Origin of the sequence: Chryseobacterium sp. W4I1, assembly GCF_030816115.1 — a bacterium.
Lineage (GTDB): Bacteria > Bacteroidota > Bacteroidia > Flavobacteriales > Weeksellaceae > Chryseobacterium.
The window spans coordinates 2,354,947-2,374,409 of record NZ_JAUSXQ010000001.1 but is presented as its reverse complement, the minus strand read 5'-3'; the positions used below and the strand labels follow the sequence as shown (position 1 = coordinate 2,374,409).

The 19,463-nt window shown below is 36.4% G+C and carries 20 protein-coding genes; 13 read left to right on the top strand and 7 right to left on the bottom strand.

All coding sequences use genetic code 11. From position 1 onward, the window contains the following. Positions 1–164: 164 nt before the first annotated feature. Positions 165–1,367 carry an aminopeptidase C gene (locus tag QF044_RS11045; protein WP_307266991.1) on the bottom strand — a complete coding sequence of 401 codons (1,203 nt, stop codon included), beginning with the start codon at positions 1,365–1,367 and terminating at the stop codon, positions 165–167. 218 nt (positions 1,368–1,585) lie between these two features. Between QF044_RS11045 and QF044_RS11040 the strand changes: the two genes are divergently transcribed. The 11 genes from QF044_RS11040 (at position 1,586) to QF044_RS10995 (ending at position 12,253) form a co-directional block, all read left to right on the top strand. Further along, a complete protein-coding gene (locus tag QF044_RS11040; RefSeq protein WP_307266988.1) occupies positions 1,586–2,104 on the top strand; it encodes an RNA polymerase sigma factor in 519 nt (172 codons plus the stop codon). Between the two features lie 10 nt (positions 2,105–2,114). After that, positions 2,115–4,466: a von Willebrand factor type A domain-containing protein gene (locus QF044_RS11035; protein WP_373462623.1), complete on the top strand. Its 2,352-nt coding sequence runs from the start codon at positions 2,115–2,117 to the stop codon at positions 4,464–4,466. Continuing rightward, entirely contained in the window at positions 4,457–4,603 is a 147-nt protein-coding gene (locus QF044_RS21590; RefSeq protein ID WP_373462622.1) for a YfbK domain-containing protein, read from the top strand. Before QF044_RS11035 ends, QF044_RS21590 begins: the two co-directional genes overlap by 10 nt. Before the next feature lie 116 nt (positions 4,604–4,719). Next, positions 4,720–5,223: a GbsR/MarR family transcriptional regulator gene (locus QF044_RS11030; RefSeq protein WP_307266985.1), complete on the top strand. Its 504-nt coding sequence runs from the start codon at positions 4,720–4,722 to the stop codon at positions 5,221–5,223. 68 nt (positions 5,224–5,291) lie between these two features. Beyond that, positions 5,292–5,636, top strand: coding sequence for a hypothetical protein (locus tag QF044_RS11025; RefSeq protein ID WP_307266984.1), 345 nt, complete (start codon positions 5,292–5,294; stop codon positions 5,634–5,636). Between the two features lie 7 nt (positions 5,637–5,643). After that, the gene (locus QF044_RS11020) at positions 5,644–5,952 is read left to right on the top strand and encodes a hypothetical protein (RefSeq protein WP_307266982.1); all 309 of its coding nucleotides are present in this window, start codon (positions 5,644–5,646) and stop codon (positions 5,950–5,952) included. A gap of 233 nt (positions 5,953–6,185) precedes the next feature. Beyond that, positions 6,186–6,959 carry a YqjF family protein gene (locus QF044_RS11015; RefSeq protein ID WP_307266980.1) on the top strand — a complete coding sequence of 258 codons (774 nt, stop codon included), beginning with the start codon at positions 6,186–6,188 and terminating at the stop codon, positions 6,957–6,959. Positions 6,960–7,129: 170 nt separating this feature from the next. Continuing rightward, a complete protein-coding gene (locus QF044_RS11010; protein ID WP_307266978.1) occupies positions 7,130–7,390 on the top strand; it encodes a hypothetical protein in 261 nt (86 codons plus the stop codon). A gap of 254 nt (positions 7,391–7,644) precedes the next feature. After that, positions 7,645–9,033 (top strand): dihydrolipoyl dehydrogenase, encoded by a 1,389-nt coding sequence (lpdA, locus tag QF044_RS11005; protein WP_307266976.1) that lies wholly within the window; start codon positions 7,645–7,647, stop codon positions 9,031–9,033. Positions 9,034–9,449: 416 nt separating this feature from the next. Continuing rightward, positions 9,450–11,390 (top strand): prolyl oligopeptidase family serine peptidase, encoded by a 1,941-nt coding sequence (locus QF044_RS11000; RefSeq protein ID WP_307266974.1) that lies wholly within the window; start codon positions 9,450–9,452, stop codon positions 11,388–11,390. A gap of 62 nt (positions 11,391–11,452) precedes the next feature. Further along, entirely contained in the window at positions 11,453–12,253 is an 801-nt protein-coding gene (locus tag QF044_RS10995; protein WP_307266971.1) for a patatin-like phospholipase family protein, read from the top strand. Between the two features lie 138 nt (positions 12,254–12,391). Here QF044_RS10995 and QF044_RS10990 read toward each other — a convergent pair whose 3' ends face one another. From QF044_RS10990 to QF044_RS10975, 4 genes are all read right to left on the bottom strand, one after another. Next, entirely contained in the window at positions 12,392–12,835 is a 444-nt protein-coding gene (locus tag QF044_RS10990; RefSeq protein ID WP_307266967.1) for a hypothetical protein, read from the bottom strand. A gap of 57 nt (positions 12,836–12,892) precedes the next feature. Beyond that, positions 12,893–13,933, bottom strand: coding sequence for a hypothetical protein (locus tag QF044_RS10985; protein ID WP_307266966.1), 1,041 nt, complete (start codon positions 13,931–13,933; stop codon positions 12,893–12,895). A gap of 9 nt (positions 13,934–13,942) precedes the next feature. Further along, positions 13,943–14,644: an ABC transporter ATP-binding protein gene (locus QF044_RS10980; RefSeq protein ID WP_307266962.1), complete on the bottom strand. Its 702-nt coding sequence runs from the start codon at positions 14,642–14,644 to the stop codon at positions 13,943–13,945. A gap of 81 nt (positions 14,645–14,725) precedes the next feature. Then, on the bottom strand, positions 14,726–15,292 hold the full coding sequence (locus QF044_RS10975) for a hypothetical protein (protein ID WP_307266960.1): 567 nt from the start codon (positions 15,290–15,292) through the stop codon (positions 14,726–14,728). Between the two features lie 579 nt (positions 15,293–15,871). On the opposite strand from QF044_RS10975, the gene QF044_RS10970 reads away from it, so the two are divergent. After that, positions 15,872–16,372, top strand: coding sequence for a GNAT family N-acetyltransferase (locus tag QF044_RS10970; protein ID WP_307266957.1), 501 nt, complete (start codon positions 15,872–15,874; stop codon positions 16,370–16,372). An 11-nt stretch (positions 16,373–16,383) separates the two neighbouring features. Here the strand turns inward: QF044_RS10970 and QF044_RS10965 are convergent, their stop codons facing one another. After that, a complete protein-coding gene (locus QF044_RS10965) occupies positions 16,384–17,082 on the bottom strand; it encodes a LytTR family DNA-binding domain-containing protein (RefSeq protein WP_307266954.1) in 699 nt (232 codons plus the stop codon). After that, positions 17,079–18,137 (bottom strand): sensor histidine kinase, encoded by a 1,059-nt coding sequence (locus QF044_RS10960; RefSeq protein WP_307266952.1) that lies wholly within the window; start codon positions 18,135–18,137, stop codon positions 17,079–17,081. Before QF044_RS10960 ends, QF044_RS10965 begins: the two co-directional genes overlap by 4 nt. A gap of 184 nt (positions 18,138–18,321) precedes the next feature. Here QF044_RS10960 and QF044_RS10955 point away from each other — a divergent pair, with 184 nt between their 5' ends. Beyond that, complete coding sequence (locus QF044_RS10955) at positions 18,322–19,449, top strand: acyltransferase (protein ID WP_307266950.1); 1,128 nt, start codon at positions 18,322–18,324, stop codon at positions 19,447–19,449. Positions 19,450–19,463 lie beyond the last annotated feature (14 nt).

Sequence of the window (19,463 nt, the reverse complement as noted above, 5' to 3'; positions counted from 1 at the left end):
TAGATAATTTGTTGATCATTAAAAATATAATATTTTCACCATATTGTGTAATAATTTAACAAATAATTATAAGACATAATAAAACAACTGCGCTCCAAATCAATTGGAGCGCAGTTTTAACAGATTTAAATATCTAAAATTACCTTAATGGCAACAGTGATTCATTATAAACCGATATTTTTAGTAGGTTTCAGTTGTTTTAGAATACTTTTTGGAACTGCATTCTTATGAACAAGGATTGCAGTTGATTTGTACTCCACATAAGGTCTTGTTACATATAAATAGCCCTCAAAATCATTGGTTACTCCCCAGGAGTTTTTAACCATATAATATTCCTTACCACTTTGGTCTTTAGCTAATCCTACGATGTGCATACCATGGTCATCCGTTGTAGAAAGGTTGTTTAATGCTTTCTGACGCATATCTTCCGTGATGGTTTTGTCTTTTTTAGGCTCCGTGAACAAAGTCTGTTTGTTTTCAGCAGTGATCTGGCTCAGATCCATATCAGGAACATACGCCACACCATTTTTGTATGAGAAATAAGGTTCAGAAACATCTGTTGCCCAACCTACAGAATATCCTTTATTTACAGCATTGTCAATAATGGTTGTCAAATCTTTCATTGGAACATTCCAGTCAGAATCATGGCTCCAGTTATCAGGGATGGGAACTACAAATTTCTGATAATATGGATAATCTTTGTAAGATGAGATCTCGATATAATCTTCAGGATTGATTCCTACCACTTCTTTAGCGAAAGTTTTAGGCGTGTAGTTTTTTCCTTCATATGTAAAATTAGCAGGAACTTTTCCTAAATATTCATCAAGAATTGCATCTACAGAATCCATCCAGTTGTCTGTAAGCTGTCCTTTTGAACCTGCCTGAACAAGACTGTCCAGAACCGGTTTCAGTTTTCCCTGCATCTCCTTGAAATTATTAAGGCTCTGCCCCGATTTCAGTCCTGTATAAACATCCTGAGGTACTGCGCCGTATTTTTTGTACATATTAACAACATCATGCAGCTCGCCTCCGTCACCCCAGCTGATTGCACCGTTGTTAAGGACATATAACTTAGCTTTATCGTGGTAAGAATTTCTCGCTGTAAAAATTTCAGCAAGATCTACAGGTTTTTTACCCATTCTCTGCATTTCAGACTCCAGGAATGAGTTTCCGGAATAACTCCAGCAAGTTCCCGATGAACCCTGGTTTTTTACGGAGGTAGCTCCAACGTCTTTTAGCGCCGTGAACTGAAAATTAGCATTTTGAGATTGATTGTTCTTTAATTTGTTGATCAAGTCATCTTGGGCAAACATCATACTTCCTGCAGACAAAACAAAAAGTAATGAGGCAATTTTGGTATTTTTCATTACTGTAAAAAGATTATTTATACGAATAGTCGTTCATATTAAAGATTTGTTACAAAGGGAAAAGTTAAATTTGAAAGTGAAAAAATCGGAGAATTATCAGTGTCAAAAGATCAATTCACTGATTTTCAGCTTAACTTTCTTTTCTTTATTGAATAAAAAAATAAATGTTTCCAACCTATTTAAAATTTAATGCATCTATACAAGTATAAAGCCTGACTATGGAAAGAGAATTACTAATAGAATGCCAACGTGACAGCCGCAGTGCCCAGCGGAAAGTTTACGAGAAGATGGCCGGCAGGCTGTATTCAGTCTGCAGACGCTATCTCAAAAACGATGAAGATATTGAAGAAGTATTGGCCGATACTTTCTACAAAATATTCACAAAGATCACCCAGCTCCAAAATCTGGACACTTTTGAAGGATGGGCAAAAAAGATTGCCGTCAACGAATGTCTTCAAAAACTGAGAGCTGCCAAAGCGCAGTTTGTTTCTATGGACGACAGTTTTATAGAAACATCCGGCACCTTGTCAGAAAGCATTTCGTTTGAGAAGGATATCCTTAGCCTGCTCAATTTTCTTCCTGAAGGCTGCAGAGCAATATTCAACTTATTTGCAATTGAGGGCTATCCACATAAAGAAATTGCTTCTATGCTTTCTATAAGTGAAGGGACTTCCAAATCCCAGCTCAATTTCGCAAGGAAAAAATTACAGGAACTTTTGATCAATCAAAACATTTAAACTTTAGGCAATGGAAAATAATCAAGATATAGATAAAAGATTCAATGATGCTTCTAAGCTTTCAGAAGAGCCGGCTGTTTTTCCGGGTTTTGATAAAGTTTGGGCTAAAGTTGAAGACAAACTAGATAAAAAAGAAGAGAAAAAGAGAGCACTGCCAATTTGGTTTCCCTATGGAGTTGCGGCAAGTTTAATAATCGGATTGGGTGCATTTTATTTTATCAATAAAGATAAAACTGTTGAAAATTTAAAACCTTTAATTGTAGAGAACAGAACTAAAAACCACCCTGAGAAAAATAATATCCACACGATAGACAGTACAATTAAATCTAATATTGAAAAAGAGGCTGAAGCTGGGAAATCGTCTCAAAAACGACCTGTTTTAGCAAAAAGTGAAGCTATAAAAGTTCCTGAAAGTATGGGTGAAACTATAGCTGTTAATAAGAATGATGAAATCTATGCTTCAAGAAAAAGTACTTACTCAACGGGTGAATATTATATCAAAAAGAAGAATACTGTTGATATCCCGGCTTTGCCAAGAAGGGGCGGGCAATGGAAAGATACAACTGCAACACAGAATATCGAGGAAGTTGTTTTAACAGGATTTACGCCTAAAAAAAAACAGGACTATACCTCAAGTGTTGTGAGTATACAGTCCAATTATATTGCATCAAATACCGTTACTCAGGCACTTCAAGGAAGTGTGATGGGAGTCCAAATACAAGCATTTGGAACTAAAAGAAGAAAGAATAATGAGATTAAAAATAGTTCTAATGCGGTAAATAATGGTTATTTAAGTAACAATAATCAACTTGTTATAAGAGGGATGCGAAGCCTCAGTGGGACCAATGAATCGTTAATCGTTATTAATGGTAAAATAGCGAACCATGATTATTTCAAGACGTTAAATCCTAAAAAGATTAAAAGCATAGAAGTTGTAAAAGGAATTGCTGCGTCGGCATTGTATGGAAGCCAAGGAGCTAACGGAATCATTGTAGTGAAGACGAAAAGACTTTCCAGAAAGGAAAAGAAAAGAATGGAGGAGATAGAACAAACTATCAATTCATATAAACAGAATTCTGCTTCAGATAATGAAGGCTACGATGCGTTTGTAGAAAACCCGTTTGAGCTGACAAAAAACCAGCCGGTATCTACTTTCTCTATTGATGTGGATAATGCTGCCTATTCCAACATAAGAAGAATGATTAATAACGGGCAAACTGTAGATAAAAATGCCGTGAGAATTGAAGAAATGATGAATTATTTCAAGTATGATTACCCTCAGCCTGAAAACAAAATACCATTTTCAATCAATACCGAATATAGCGATACTCCGTGGAATCCCGGTCATAAGCTTTTAAAAATAGGGCTTCAAGGGAGAAATATCCCGACGGATAATCTTCCCAACTCCAATCTGGTATTCCTTATTGATGTTTCCGGATCTATGAATGAACCGAATAAGCTTCCTCTTCTCAAATCATCTTTCAAAGTATTGTTAGATCAGCTTAGACCACAGGATAAAGTAGGAATTGTAGTTTATGCAGGAAGTGCAGGAATGGTTCTTTCACCGACTTCCGCCAAAGAAAAAGAAAAAATAATTTCCGCACTGGACAATTTACAGGCAGGTGGAAGCACAGCTGGCGGAGCAGGAATAGAACTTGCCTACAAACTAGCTCAGGAAAATTTCATTAAAAATGGTAACAATCGTGTAGTTATCGCTACAGATGGAGATTTCAATGTTGGAGCTTCCTCTTCTTCTGATATAAAAACTCTGATTGAAGAAAAACGAAAATCAGGAGTCTTCCTTACCTGTCTTGGTTTTGGGATGGGCAATTATAAAGATAATACGCTTGAAACATTAGCTGATAAAGGAAATGGGAACTATGCTTACATTGATAATATGCAGGAAGCTAATAAATTCCTCGGAAAAGAATTTGCAGGAAGCATGTATGCTATTGCCAAAGATGTGAAAATCCAGATAGAATTCAATCCTAAATATGTAAGTTCTTATCGTCTGGTCGGGTATGAAAACAGGAAGCTGAGAAACGAAGATTTCACCAATGATAAGATCGATGCGGGAGAATTAGGAAGCGGACACACCGTAACGGCTTTATATGAGATTATCCCTGCAAACGTGAAATCAGTCTTTGCCCCCCAAGAAACTAAATTGAAATATTCAACAACTTCGAATTCCAAGAACTTTGGAGACGAATTGGGTATAGTAAAATTCAGATATAAAAAACCTGATGAAGACAAAAGTGTTGAGATCAATCAGGTTATCAAAAATTCTGATGAATCTATAGAATCCGCAAGCCCTGTGATTTCAAATTTGCATCATCGGTTGCATGGTTCGGATTGGTCCTGAGAGATTCCAAACTGATTGATAAAAAAGACCTCAACAGCATTGAAAGCCTTGCAAAAAAAGGCAAAAATAAAGATGAAGAAGGATACAGATCTGAGTTTATCAGATTGATAGAATCATACAAATCTATTCAGAAATAATATGGAAACAGACATTTTAAAATAATGTCTGTTTTATTTAAAATTAACTTTCAGAAATTATTGAAAATTCAAAAAATATAATTATATTTGTTATAGAAATAAAAGAAAATCAATCAATGAAACTTTCAGAAGCAAAAGAAAAGTATATCCAAACGTGGGGAACATTCGCGACCAATTGGGGAATCAACCGGACAATGGCACAGGTCCATGCATTGCTTCTGGCTACCGGAAAACCACTTTCTACCGATGAGGTGATGGAGCAGCTGGAGATTTCAAGAGGAAATGCCAATATGAACCTCCGGGCTTTGATAGATTGGGGAATTGTAAAAAAAGAGTTTGTAAAAGGAGACCGTAAAGAATATTTTATTGCAGAAAAAGATGTCTGGTATCTCTTTAAGCAGATCACTAAGGAACGCAGAAAAAGAGAAATAGAACCTGTGATTTCTTTTCTGGAAGAGTTAAAGAACATTGAAGATAATGACTCTGAAGAAGCGAAAGAATTCATCAAACTGATGAGTGATTTCAGTTCTGTGACAGGAAAGATCAACAATATTATGGATTTGGCCATTAAAAGTGATGATCACTGGCTGGTAGGAAAAATTACCAACCTGTTAAAATAGAAGAGGATATCATCCTTTTTTATTTGAATTTAATTTTCAAAAATTACTGAAAATATAATATTTATAAGATGTTTAATATCATATCCTACATTATTTTCCTTACCGTGAGTTTTTACATCACGATAGATGTCGGGAGAAGATGCTTTCAGGCTGGGAAATCTTATCTGGAATATCTTATTCATGATGCAGAAATGTGTCTTACCATCAACAGGATACTTCTAGGATGCTATTACCTTTTAAATCTGGGTTATATCGCAGTCAACCTCGCATTTTGGAATCCTGTAAATTCTATCGAAGAAATTATTGCAGTTTCTGCCGTCCGTATCGGATATATAGCATTGATTCTTTGTGTACTGCATTATATGAACATTTTTACCCTTTATTTTTTAAGAAATAAACTAACCCTAAAATAATACAGCTATGATCACAACCGTTTTAACTACCAACTACAATTTTTCAGCGTATATGATCTACTTGCCAATCGTAATCAGTCTTACCGTATTGGTTTCCCTATTTCTGTTCAAAAATTCAAAAACATTTATGATCGATATTTTTCATCAGAAAAAAGACATTGCAATGGCTACGAATTCCCTCTTTAAAATTGGTTTTTGCCTTCTGAATATTGGATTTGCGTTATGCATCATTGAATTTTTTCAGATTGAAACCGTAGAAAGACTTGTGGTTGCTTTGAGTAAAAAGATCGGAGGCTTTTCATTTATCTCGGACTGATGATGTTTCTGAACCTACTTCTGTTTCTGAAAGAGCGTAAACATGCCATAAATAAAGAAAAATTCATTCAACATGAAAACACTAATCTTTAAAATTTGGATGTACTTCACTTTCAAATTTCAGAATAAAAGAACAAGAGGAGATTTTTTAAACCTTTAAAAATTTATAGTCTGGAAGCTTTCCTTAGAATAGATTTCTATTGACGAGTTCCCAAACTTTTAAAAATTAAAATAATGGCTACAATTTATACCAGATTTTTAGCAGCGCCTACCTCATACCTCGAAAAAATAAGCAACAAAAAAATGAACTTCCTGAAAGCAGAATGGCGGAAGCTGGCCATCATCAATTATGAAATAGATCCTGAAATTTTGGAGAAATATCTTCCTGAAGGTACGGAATTCGACTTCTACCAAGGAAAGTGCTATGTGAGTTTGGTTGGATTTATGTTTTTAAATACCAGATTACTGAATCTTTCAATTCCTTTTTACCGAAATTTTGAAGAAGTAAATCTGAGATTTTATGTTAAAAAGAAAGAAAAAAATACTTGGAAAAGAGGAGTGGTTTTTATCAGAGAGATTGTTCCTAAATACGCGCTAAGCTTTGTAGCCAATACATTTTATAAAGAGAACTACAAAACAATGCCTATGAATAATGTTATCCAGATGAACGGAAACAAACTGACCGTTAAATATTCCTGGAAAGACAAAAGGTGGCATTCTCTTAGGATCACAGCCGACTCTAATGCAATACCAATGGAAAATGATTCGGAATTTGAATTCATTACAGAACATTATTTCGGTTTCACCAAAAGAAAAAATAAAACCTCAGAATATGAAGTCTGTCACCCGAAATGGAATTATTATCAGATTAAAGATTATCAGCTGGATATAGATTTCAGTGCCATTTATGGAGAAGAATTTGAGTTTCTGAACGGGCAGACTCCTGTTTCAGTAATGCTTGCAGAAGGCTCTGAAATTAAAGTGAATACAAAGAAATATATTAGATGATTTTTTAATTATGTAAAAATTTAAAGATTGCTTTTTTTCGGTTTGTCTGAAAGTCTGAATTGAATATGATAAAATTATGGTATGATATATGTAATATTCACTGCAAAACCTGAATGAATTGAATAGATACTAATTAATCATTTTACAATCATTCATAAAAAGTAAATGTCATGAAAAAGTTTTTTATATCAACCGTATTGTTATTAGGTTTATCGATGAGTGTGAATGCCCAGAAACGACCACCGGCTCCCCCACATCCTTCCAAAAGTGAACTGGTCAGTGTTAAGTCGCGTGAGCTGGACAAAAAATATAATATAGAAAAGAAACTGATTTTAAATCATCCGCTTGCCACCAAAAAGATGAAGAGAGATCAGATGAAAGCTTTAAATGAAAGATATCGAACCGAGAAAAGATTACTTAAGAAAATGTAATCCCGGATCTTTTTAAAACGACACATTAAAAACAAATAAAAAAGCCATTTTCACAAGGTGAAAACGGCTTTTTTATTTTCAGCTTCAATTTAAAAATTTCAGATAATTTTTACGATTCTATTAAAAAAAGATAATTGGGCGTGTGAAGATATAATGCAGCAGGTAAAATGAAGTTAATGTTCAGTTAAATATGAAATGGCAGAACATAGAACATCCAATATTTTTCCTTAAATTCGCATAAAATTTTTAAAATAATGAACTACGATATCATTGTCATCGGAAGCGGTCCTGGCGGTTATGTTACTGCGATCAGAGCAGCACAATTAGGTTTCAAAACTGCAATTGTCGAGAAAGAAAACTTAGGAGGTATCTGTCTGAACTGGGGATGTATTCCTACGAAAGCTTTACTGAAGTCTGCACAGGTTTTTCATTATATCAACCATGCTGAAGACTATGGTCTGAATAAAGTGGAGGCAAGTTTTGAATTTCCAAACGTGATCCAGAGAAGCCGTGGAGTAGCCAACAAAATGAGCAAAGGAATTGAATTCCTGATGAAGAAGAACAAGATCGATGTGATCCTGGGTACTGCTAAAGTTCAGAAAGGTAAAAAAGTTTCTGTTACAGATAAAGACGGTAAGGTGACTGAATATGCAGCAGAAAATATCATTATTGCAACAGGAGCACGTTCTAGAGAGCTGCCAAACCTTCCTCAGGATGGTAAAAAAGTGATAGGATACAGACAGGCATTATCTCTTCCTGAGCAGCCGAAATCTATGATCGTGGTAGGTTCAGGTGCTATCGGGGTAGAATTTGCCGACTTCTATAATACAATGGGAACTAAAGTAACCGTTGTAGAATTCATGCCAAATATCGTTCCTGTAGAAGACGAAGAAATTTCTAAGCACTTAGAAAAATCTCTTAAAAAGACAGGTATCGAGATTATGACTAATGCATCAGTAGAAAGCGTTGACACAAGCGGTGAAGGTGTAAAAGCTACTGTAAAAACAGCAAACGGAAACATCACCCTTGAAGCTGATATTTTACTTTCTGCCGTAGGTATTGCTGCAAACATTGAAAATATAGGATTGGAGGAAGTAGGAATCCAGACAGATAAAGGAAGAGTTTTAGTCAACGAATGGTACGAAACTTCAGTTCCGGGTTACTTTGCTATCGGTGATATTATTCCTACTCAGGCTTTAGCACACGTTGCTTCTGCTGAAGGAATCACTTGTGTAGAAAAGATCAAAGGAATGCATGTTGAAAAGATTGATTACGGCAATATTCCTGGATGTACTTACTGTCATCCTGAAGTAGCCTCTGTAGGTCTTACAGAAAAGCAGGCTAAAGAAAAAGGATACGAAATCAAAGTAGGTAAATTCCCTCTTTCTGCAAGTGGTAAAGCTACTGCTAATGGAAATACAGACGGATTTATCAAAGTTATTTTTGATGCTAAATACGGTGAATGGCTAGGATGCCACATGATTGGAGAAGGAGTTACAGATATGGTTGCAGAAGCCGTAGTGGCCAGAAAACTAGAAACTACAGGTCATGAGATTATCAAATCTATCCACCCACACCCTACAGTATCTGAGGCGATCATGGAAGCAGCAGCTGCAGCTTATGGTGAAGTGATCCACATCTAAACTGATACAATTAAACAGTACAAATATTTAAAAGCCCAGATTAATCTGGGCTTTTAATCATTCACTATGAAAGCAAAAATTATTTTATTATTTTCCCTGTTCTCTATTCTCATCTTTTCCCAGGAAAAAGAAATTAAAGGGATTTTTTCCGGCCCAGTATGTTCTGAAAAGTTCTAACGATACATAAAAGCCAAGGTCAGAAACGTAGGTAAATTCACCAATAAAAAATACTACTTCGCTACCGTTTTATTTAAAATGAAAATGAAAGATGAGCAGGGAAATGAAAGATGGATTGAACCCAATGATCTGAAGTATATTAAAATTACAGATGAAAATAACCTGAAGTTTTTACGGATCAATACATAATTGCCACAGATTTTTCTGTGGTTTTTTGTAAATTCAGGCAAAATTAAAAAATGAAAAAACAATATATTATTCTTGCTCTTTCATTAGCCGGAATACTTTCTGCGCAGGACAAGAATGAATGGGTAAGCCCCAATGAGAATCTTATTGCAGAAAATATCCTGCCTATTCCTAAAAGCCTTAACCAGGCGATAAAAAAATATTCGGAAAACAGAAATGCAGGCCTTGCAGACGTTCATCCCAATGGCAAAGAGATCATTGCAGTGACCCGTTTTGCTTCTACCAACCAACTCCATAAAATTGCTGTACCGCTGGGAGCAAGAAAACAGATTACTTTCTTTGATGAACCCGTTAATGGAGCATCCTATGAACCTGTAAAAGGAGAATATCTGATTTATACAAAAGATACAGGAGGAAATGAATTCGGTCAGCTTTTTAAGCTTGATCTGAAGACTTTACAGTCTCAACTTCTCACTGATGGCGGAAGATCCCAAAATGGTGGCGTTATCTGGAAGAAAGACGGTTCAGGATTTTACTTTTCATCGACGAAAAGAAACGGAGGCGACAGAGATATTTATTATATGGATCCTTTAAAACCGGAAAATACACAAATGATTCTGGAGCTGAAAGGCGGTGGATGGGGCATCAACAGCATTTCAGACGATGGAAAGAAATTACTGATAGGTGAATATGTTTCTGCCAATGATTCCTACCTGTACATGTATGATACAGTAACAAAAAAGCTGGAACCAATTACTGACAGAAAAGAAAAAGGAATAGTACAGGGAAATGCTTCCTTCAGCAAAAATCCTGATGAAATTTTCTACATCACAGACCGAAATAATGAATTCAGCAGACTGGCTGTTTTAAATTTAAAAAACAAAAAGACAGAATATCTTACTACCTCTATCCCATGGAATGTAGAAAACTACGATATTTCTGAAGACCGGTCTACAATTGCTTTTGTGACCAATGAAAGTGGAATAAACAAGCTGTACATACTGCATGCAGATTCTAAAAAATATGAGCCTGTAAGTCAGGTCCCGGTAGGATTGATCGGAGGAGTGAAGTTTTCTAATGACGGAAGATCCCTTTATTTTGCAAGATCTGCAGCAGATTCAGGTTCGGATGTCTATAAAATGGATCTGGTGAGTAAGGATATCGAAAGATGGACCGAGAGTGAGCAGGGCGAAATGCAGCCATCAGACATGTCCGTTCCAAAGCTGATCGAATGGAAAGGTTTTGATCAAATGAAGATCTCGGGATTCTATTATCCGGCAGCACCTAAATTTACCGGAAAAAGACCCGTGATTATTAATATCCACGGTGGTCCGGAAGGACAGTCTATGGCTTCGTCTATAGGCTCTTCAAACTATTTTACCAATGAAATGGGCGTTGCCATGATCTATCCTAATGTAAGAGGTTCTTCAGGCTTTGGAAAGACATTTATTGCCGCTGATAACTGGGATCTCAGAATGAATTCCGTGAAAGATATTGGAAGCCTTCTGGACTGGATTGCAAAACAACCCGAGCTGGATAAAGACAGAATTATGATTATGGGCGGAAGCTACGGTGGTTTTATGACATTGGCCACAGCTTATGAATATGCCAATAAGATCAGATGTTCCGTGGATATTGTAGGAATCTCGGATTTCAATACCTTCCTTAAAAATACAGAAGAATACCGAAGAGATCTCAGAAGGGTAGAGTATGGCGATGAAAGAATTCCTAAAATGGCAACATTCTTTACTAAAATTGCTCCTCTGAACAATATCGATAAAATCAAGAAACCGATGTTTATTATCCAGGGAACCAATGATCCGAGAGTGCCTGTTACGGAAGCTGTTCAGATGAGAGATAAGCTGAAAGCACAAGGTAAAACGGTATGGTACCTTGAAGCTAAAAACGAAGGCCACGGATTCAGAAAAAAAGAGAATGTGGATTTTCAGCGCCTTGCAGTGATCAGATTTATGCAGGAATATCTTTTGAAATAATTTTAATATAATATTAATAAAATTACGATTATTTTCTCGCCCTGTTTCCTTACATTTATTCTATGAATTTTGAGAGAACAGGGCTGGTTTTGTCAGGTGGTGGAACCAAAGGGATTGCCCATGCAGGAGTGCTAAAATTCTTGAACGAAAACAATATAGAGATTGATGTGCTGTCATGCTGCAGTGCCGGATCTATTGTTGGATGTCTTTATGCTGTAGGAAAAACACCGGATGAGATCCTGGATTTCTTCAATTCAGTATATTTTTTCAACTGGAAACATTTTGCGTTTAATCAGCCGGGACTGGTTTCTTCCATTATTTTCAGGAATTATCTGAAGCCTATTTTCCACGATATGAAGCTGGGAGATCTGGATAAGGAAGTGAAGATTGTAGCAACCGAACTTGTTTCCGGAACCCAGAAAATTTTTGATGACAACTTTGAGGTAGTAGATGCCATTATTGCATCATGCTCCATTCCCGGAGTGACAACACCTTATATTATCGGTGAAGAAATGTATTGTGATGGAGGTGTACTGAATAATTTTCCGGCGGATATTATCAGGGGCGAATGTGATAAGCTGATCGGCGTTTTTGTATCCCCGCCACACGATACCAATATCAAAGATTTAAAATCAATTAAAGCCATTGTTTCCCGTTCCTATGATCTTCTTTCTTACAGAATAGAGAAAGGGAAGTTTGAATATTGTGACTGGTTTATTACGTCACAGAAACTGTCTTCTTACGGAGCTTTTGAACGGGGTAAAGACCGCCTGGAAGAGATTTTCAATATCGGTTATAAAGCGGCGAAAGAAAGCTATGAGGGAAGTCGTTTCCGTACAGAATTGAGACAGTCCGGAACTTAAAAAGAGGGTAAGCTCATTTTACTCATACTTTTTCTTCTTGCTTTCAATTCGATTTTACAAAAGCCCGCAGATTATATAGATGGCGCAGACGTTGATGGATCTGGAAATCTGAATAATCTGCAGGTTATAAGTATATTCCTACTGCTTCACTACAAATCCATCCTGATTGACAACTTCATTACCGTTCTCATCACTCACACTTAGAGTATAAGGAGCCTTAGAAGCTGAATCCGTGAGGTAATTTCTCCATACCTGATAAGTAAAGCCCTTATTAATGAAGCTGAAATAGTAATTTCCTCCTGTACCATCCGGAATCAGTTCTCCATCACTGATGATCATACTCGGTTTTGAAGTGATCTTGGCGTTGGCAGCCCATGACTGGTAAAGATACTTTCCGTTGGGTTGCTTATCTATCCTGATCTTAAACTTTTTTGTTTTGATGATCACTGTTTTAGGGATCTTTTGAAATGGCTGTACCTCATCTGATACCTTGGAACTATTGATGACAGCTCGTTTTTCGTTTGCGTAAGCTAAAGAAAACTGGGCGATGCAGAATGCACCTAGTAAAATCTTTTTGATCATTATAATATGAGTTATTGGTTGTAGTACATTCCAATCAAATATAAAGCCATTTGATCCTTATTTTAGGATTGTTTCATAAATCCATGTATTGAGTTCCGCTGTATTGGTAAGTGTTTTCAGAAACCAGGTATTGGTCTTATAATCTTCTATATATTGACGGAAATATAGGTTTAAGCCTTTTTTGCCATTCAGAAGATTAAGGTGGATGTTTTCTCTTAAAAATTCAAGTCGTCTGTCCAGCCATTTTCTTTCATCCGGAGAGCCGGACTGGTGATGCCTGATTAGGATTTCAATAATAGCAATGTCAATTCTTTCTGATTCCCGCAGCATTCTGTCTAGGGCATTAGTCAGTACTTCATCGTTAAGAAAATCAATATGGGGCAGATTGTCATCATTATTCTGAAAAAGGTGTTCAAACTCTACATTATGAAGCAGGGCGTGTGCTCCGTGCATCAACTCTGAAGATGTACTGTAACCGTCACTGTTTTTGGAAATAAATACTGCAGGAATATCCATTTGCAACTTTGTGTAAGCTTCAATTTTATGATGACCATCTAGTACGAAGGCACAGCTCATCTGTGGATTCTGGTTAGAGAGACTATACAATATAATGGGTTTTGGCCGGCCGCCTTTTCTGATCAAATCCATGTAATATTTCACTCTGTCTGTATCGATACTGTTGCTCTCCAGGGTATATAAATAATTAAAATCCTGAAAAGGGTAGAACCAGCCGGAAAATTTCCTGCTGTCAGGATTATTTTCATCTTCAGGTACAGGCCTGCTCATATAAAAGTTGGAATTTTCAAACGGGATTGTACCCAGATTTACCTGGTAAATTCCATTTTCAAAAAGACTGAGGAAATCTTCAATGCCAGACATAATCTCAGATTCTGTTCCATGAATAAGTGAGCGATTAAGTTTATCGGCCAATGTTATTTTCTCTTCCTCAGACAGTTCTGATACCGAAAAATATTCACCCACACTTCCTCTGGAATCCGGCCAGTTGACGACAACAGGACGTTTGATGATTAAGCAGCTGGCAAAACCATCGTACAGAACTTTGATAACGTTCTGTCCGTGAGTGATGTGAATTTCCATTGAAAAAAATTATGAAACGGCTGTATAGCTTGCAAAAGCTTCCTCCAGGCTGTCAAATCTGCCTTTAAATTCATCGATAGGGCAGTCCTGCAGAATAGTGCCCTTATGGATCAGGATGACCCTTGAACATAAAGCTTCTACTTCCTGCATAATATGGGTAGACAGAAGTACTGTTTTCTGCTGTCCGATCTCTTTTACCACATTTCTGATCTCAATAATCTGATTAGGGTCCAGACCGTTTGTAGGTTCGTCCAGAATCAGTAAATCAGGCTGGTGAATAATCGCCTGTGCCAGTCCCACCCTTTGCTTATAGCCTTTTGAAAGCTGTCCGATCTTTTTTGATCTTTCTGGAGTAATTCCTACCAGCTCAATCACTTCATCCACTCTGGCAGAAGGAATTTTATGAATGTTTGCCACAAACTGCAGATATTCTTTCACGTACATTTCCAGATACAAAGGATTGTTTTCAGGAAGAAAACCAATTTTCTTCTTGCTTTCAATCTCATTCTCCGATATATTCATTCCGTTAAAAATAATCTCGCCCTGATCAATTTTCAGGGCTCCGACAATAGATTTCATCAGCGTGGATTTTCCGGCTCCGTTTGGACCCAGAAGACCAATGATCTCATTTTTATCAATAGAAATATTGATGTTGTCTAGTGCAGTCTGTTCCCCAAATTTCTTGGTTAAATTGATTATCTGAAGCGGCATATTCTTGATGTCTTTATGCAAAAGTAAAAATAAAAAACTCATTCGGATGAATGAGTTCAGTATTATTGAAAAATAATCGTGTTATTTCTTTGATTTTTTGTTTTTGTTGCTGCTGCCTGATGTTGGAGCAGCAGTAGAGGCCTGGCTTGAGGTCTTTGTACCATTGATCTGGTGCATAGTACCCGGTTTTTCATACATGGCAGCTTTACCATTGGTTTTCCCAAAAACTTTTTCAACCTGTTTTCTGTTTAAAAACTGAGATTTTCCTACGTATTTACGGTTTTTATTGATGTACTGGATGAACTGAACCGTTGGCTGGCCGTAGTTTTTTTCATAGTGAAGCTCAATGATATCATTGGGAAGTTCCAGGATGATATTTTCGTCAGGAGTTGATATAAAACCATCTATGATCAGTTTGTAAAGCCCGGATACATCACTGTCCAGATTCTGAAAAGAAAAAGATCTGATGGTATTCAGATTGCTCGTATTAAGATCCTGATAATTGATGGTAAATTTATCCTCTTTTTTATATAGACCTACGGAATTATCTTTGCCAATTTCCACCAGGCTTTCATTTTTCAGCACTTTGATCTGTGAGAAAACGGAAACGCCGAACATACATGTAATGAGTAGAATTATTTTTCTCATATGGATGGATTTAATTGTTTTTATAAAATTGGTGTACTAAAATTACTAATAAAAATGCTGCAAAACAATTTTATTAGTTCAAGCAAAAGTAACACTTTTTTTTAATATCCATCATGCGAAGCCTCCTGATCTTATGCATTCCATTTAATGTACAAAAGCTTATAAATCATCTGTGTGTAAACTTTTTAGAAATTTAACAAATAGAGAATATAAAATATATGACAATGATTATATCAGATTTATTTCCAATGTAATCTATTGATTTATAGAAAGTAATATTTTTAACTTAAATTTAATGTCTATAAACTCACAACCCTTGAAATCTTCCAGCCTTCCGGGGTCTGTTTCCAGATATGAACAGTCTTGAATGTTCCACAGTTAATCAGGAGGCAGTCCCAAGAGGGCAGAATTGAGGTATGTCTGTTTGTACAGTCCCTAATCTTAGATAGGATACCTCTACAGATCCAGGGACAAAAATTTTAGGTTGAAATCGTTTCATTTAAGCATCAGCACAATCGAATTTACTTTGAGCAATTATCGTATATAATTTGTAATTTTATTTATTATAAATTTTTATACATGTCTATTTTACACCAGAATCAAAATTTTGTTATCCGTCAATTTTCAGCTGAAGAGCAAAACCTATTTTGCGATCTTTTTGAAGATGAAGAGGTTACAAAATACCTTCCTTACCGTTCTCCCGAACAATATGCAGAAATGTTTGAAGCAGCTCTTGAGGATTATACCAAAGGACCGTTTGGACGTTTTGGTATATTTGATGTTGAAAGCAATGATTTTATAGGAATGTGCCTTGCCAGGAATTTTGCAGATGTACCTGACCAGATAGAAATTGGTTATACCCTGAGCAAAAAGTATTGGGGTAAAGGGATCGCAACGGAAGTGAGCCGTGCCTTGACAAACTATTGTTTTTTAAATACTGAAGGAAATGAAATTGTAGCGGTGACAGATCTGGATAATATTGGGTCACAGAAAGTGCTGGAAAAAGCAGGTTTCAGCCGCATTGATAATCTGAAAAGAGCCGATAGCGAGCTGGCGTATTTTATAGTCAGACGTAGCTAGGAGGCATGTTTTTACTGATTAATAGAGCGTTGTGAAATTTCTATGACCAAAGCATCAAACTCGTTTTTATAACTTCTTCCCACCGGAATCTGATGAATTCCAAGCATTATTTCATGAGCATTAAAAGCAGTAACCAACTGAGAATTGATCATAAAAGAACGGTGAATCCTTACAAAACCTTTTTCTGATAAAACAGATTCGAGATCCGCCATTGTATTCTTTGACATCATACTTTCATTGCTTATCAGGACCGTTTTGATATCGTTTCCCTGACTTTCAAAATAAGCAATTTCTTCGATCAGGACTTTCCGGCTCATTCCTTCCGCTTTGATGATGATAAAATTCTGATGAGAATCTGTTCTGCTTCTTAAAACCCGCTCTACAGATTTGAAAAAACGTTCAAAAGTGATAGGCTTCAAAAGATAATCTACCGCTTCCAGTTCAAAACCTTCAATAGCAAAATCCCGGTAAGCCGTCGTGAAAATGGTAGATGGTTTCTTGGACAGTGATCTTAAAAAATCAATTCCCGTTAAATGAGGCATCTGGATATCCAGAAACATAAGGTCTACAGATCTTGTCTGCAGGAGTTGGTAAGCATCCATTGCGTGTTCAGCCTTTCCTACAAGTTTTAAATGACCGGTGCTGGAAATATGTTTTTCCAGAAGAGCGGCTGCCAGAGGTTCATCATCTACAATGATACAATTAATCATAATGCGGCTGGGGTTTTGATTTCAACTTTAAAAATATGATTTTCCTTTGAAACGTTGAATATAAAATCATCCTGATAATAATGCCATAGCTGTCTTTCAATATTTTTGAGCCCAATTCCATCTGCGTTATAACTTTCATTATTTTCACAAGTGTTTTCAATCCTGAAAACTGAGTATCTGCTGTCATAAGAGACATCAATTTTTATCTCTGTTGTTTCCATATTCTTTCCTGCACCATGTTTAAAAGCATTTTCTACCAAGGTCAGATAAATCAGAGGAGGAATGGTGGCGGCAGGATTTAATTCGGATTTTTTATTGATCTTCAACCTTCCTTCACTGTATCTGAGACATTCCAATTGCATATAATCATCAATAATGCTAAGCTCTTCGGATATCAGGACTTCCTTGTTAGGACCTTTATATAAAATGTAATCCAGAATTTCAGAAAGACGGGTGATAGATTCCGAAGTTTTTTCAGAATTGCTGAGCGAAAGAGAGTAAATATTGTTCAGGGTATTGAACAGAAAATGCGGATTCAGCTGGGATTTAAGAGACCTTAGTTCAAGTTCTGCCTTTTCTTTCTGCAGTTTGATTGTATTTTCTTTTTCGTCCTGATATCGAATCACAAACATTACGGAAATGAAAATAAAAGTCCCGCTGATGATCGTAAACGTATAATGGATCAGAAGATAACCAAGGTCAGTGAAAATACGGTTCAGACTGTCTTTCGGCACATCCATGAAAAAAGGTTCCGCAAGATATACGATAAAAATCCTATTCATCACAGAAATGATATACAAACTGATGATAAGGTAAACTGAGAAAGCAATGTATTTTTTCCGGTCAAAAAAATGGCGGATCAGAATAGAGTAGATGAAGTTGGCTCCAGCGATCTGAAAGATCCAGTGACAGAAATTATAGATGATGATCTCAGCAGATATTTCATCACTAAAATCTCCGTAACCTCTCACTGTTCCGAATAAAAAAAGAGCTGTCCAGAAGAACAGCTGGAAATAGATATTCCGCTTCAGATTATTTTCCTTTCCGAATTTCATAGCCATCAAAAATATACAATCCTTAGACAAAGACTATAGTATTTTGATGAAATGGCTCAAATTGGTGATAAAAAACCTGCTTTGCTGTTCAGACAGCATTTTCTGCTGTTTGCATCCGAATCGCTGTATTCTGTAATGATGATCTTCAGGCGGTTTATTGTTTTATAATATTTGCAGAAAAAATATGCCTGCAGACCAATATTCTTCTGAAAGACTTTACGGCTTAGATCATTTACGAGCTCTGGCCATTCTAATGGTTTTAATGTATCATTACCGTGCATTTAAGCATCCCGCCTGGATTGATGCGATAGGAAGATTTGGGTGGACAGGAGTGGATCTTTTCTTTGTATTGAGTGGCTTTCTGATATCAGGTCAGCTGTTTACAGAAATTAAAAGAAGTGGAAATATCAGCTTAAAGACATTTTTTATCAAACGTTTTTTCAGGATCATTCCGCCTTATTTTTTTACGCTGGCTGTGTACTTTTTGTTTCCCTTTTTCAGAGAACGGGAGGCATTGTCTTCTTTCTTGAAATTCATCACTTTTACCCAGAATTATGGACTTGATATCATACATCGGGGAACATTTTCGCATGCATGGTCTCTTTGTATTGAAGAGCAGTTTTATCTTTTCCTTCCTTTAATGCTTTTAGTTGCGGTAAAAGCAAAAGTCATCAGATATACCATCTTTTTTTCTGTTTTTCTCATCATCTTTTCCTTAGCAGCCAGATTAATCCTATGGAAAGTATATATTGTTCCTCTTCTGGATACTGAAGATTTCTGGAAAGCATGGTATATGAAAATATATTATCCCACCCACACCCGTCTGGATAGTCTGGCAACGGGAGTTATAGTTGGTTATTTAATGCAGTATTCTTCTCGGTTTAAAAATGTAGTCCATAATAATGGGAACAGACTTCTTATTCTTGGAATTATGATGCTGGGAATTACATTTTGGTTCTGCAATGATCAGGTTTCGCAACATGCTTCTATATTCGGTTTTACTTTTGTAGCAGTGAGTTATGGTATTATTCTGTTGTCAGCTGTTTCAAGATCTTCTTTTCTTTTCAGGACAAAATCATATTGTACTGCTCAGCTGGCAGGGCTTTCCTATGCAGTTTACCTTTCACATAAAGGAATTATCCACATGATTCAGAATGCTCTTGAATGGTTGGGTATAGATTCATCAGGTAATACCGGTCTTTTGATTTGCCTTCTCGGGTGCATTGCCGGAGGATTATTATATAGGCTTATAATTGAAAATCCTTCCTCAAAGCTTAAATACAAAATCTTAAACAAGAAAAGCAAGACATAACCGATTGAAGACGA

Coding starts and splice junctions, on each gene's coding strand:
- QF044_RS11000 (WP_307266974.1), top strand. CDS start 9,450: ATGAAAAAACAATATATTATTCTTGCTCTTTCATTAGCCGGAATACTT.
- QF044_RS10995 (WP_307266971.1), top strand. CDS start 11,453: ATGAATTTTGAGAGAACAGGGCTGGTTTTGTCAGGTGGTGGAACCAAA.
- QF044_RS10985 (WP_307266966.1), bottom strand. CDS start 13,933: ATGGAAATTCACATCACTCACGGACAGAACGTTATCAAAGTTCTGTAC.
- QF044_RS11040 (WP_307266988.1), top strand. CDS start 1,586: ATGGAAAGAGAATTACTAATAGAATGCCAACGTGACAGCCGCAGTGCC.
- QF044_RS11015 (WP_307266980.1), top strand. CDS start 6,186: ATGGCTACAATTTATACCAGATTTTTAGCAGCGCCTACCTCATACCTC.
- QF044_RS10970 (WP_307266957.1), top strand. CDS start 15,872: ATGTCTATTTTACACCAGAATCAAAATTTTGTTATCCGTCAATTTTCA.
- QF044_RS11030 (WP_307266985.1), top strand. CDS start 4,720: ATGAAACTTTCAGAAGCAAAAGAAAAGTATATCCAAACGTGGGGAACA.
- QF044_RS10975 (WP_307266960.1), bottom strand. CDS start 15,292: ATGAGAAAAATAATTCTACTCATTACATGTATGTTCGGCGTTTCCGTT.
- QF044_RS11045 (WP_307266991.1), bottom strand. CDS start 1,367: ATGAAAAATACCAAAATTGCCTCATTACTTTTTGTTTTGTCTGCAGGA.
- QF044_RS11020 (WP_307266982.1), top strand. CDS start 5,644: ATGATCACAACCGTTTTAACTACCAACTACAATTTTTCAGCGTATATG.
- QF044_RS11010 (WP_307266978.1), top strand. CDS start 7,130: ATGAAAAAGTTTTTTATATCAACCGTATTGTTATTAGGTTTATCGATG.
- QF044_RS10990 (WP_307266967.1), bottom strand. CDS start 12,835: ATGATCAAAAAGATTTTACTAGGTGCATTCTGCATCGCCCAGTTTTCT.
- QF044_RS10960 (WP_307266952.1), bottom strand. CDS start 18,137: ATGAAATTCGGAAAGGAAAATAATCTGAAGCGGAATATCTATTTCCAG.
- QF044_RS10965 (WP_307266954.1), bottom strand. CDS start 17,082: ATGATTAATTGTATCATTGTAGATGATGAACCTCTGGCAGCCGCTCTT.
- QF044_RS10955 (WP_307266950.1), top strand. CDS start 18,322: ATGCCTGCAGACCAATATTCTTCTGAAAGACTTTACGGCTTAGATCAT.
- QF044_RS10980 (WP_307266962.1), bottom strand. CDS start 14,644: ATGCCGCTTCAGATAATCAATTTAACCAAGAAATTTGGGGAACAGACT.
- QF044_RS11025 (WP_307266984.1), top strand. CDS start 5,292: ATGTTTAATATCATATCCTACATTATTTTCCTTACCGTGAGTTTTTAC.
- lpdA (WP_307266976.1), top strand. CDS start 7,645: ATGAACTACGATATCATTGTCATCGGAAGCGGTCCTGGCGGTTATGTT.
- QF044_RS11035 (WP_373462623.1), top strand. CDS start 2,115: ATGGAAAATAATCAAGATATAGATAAAAGATTCAATGATGCTTCTAAG.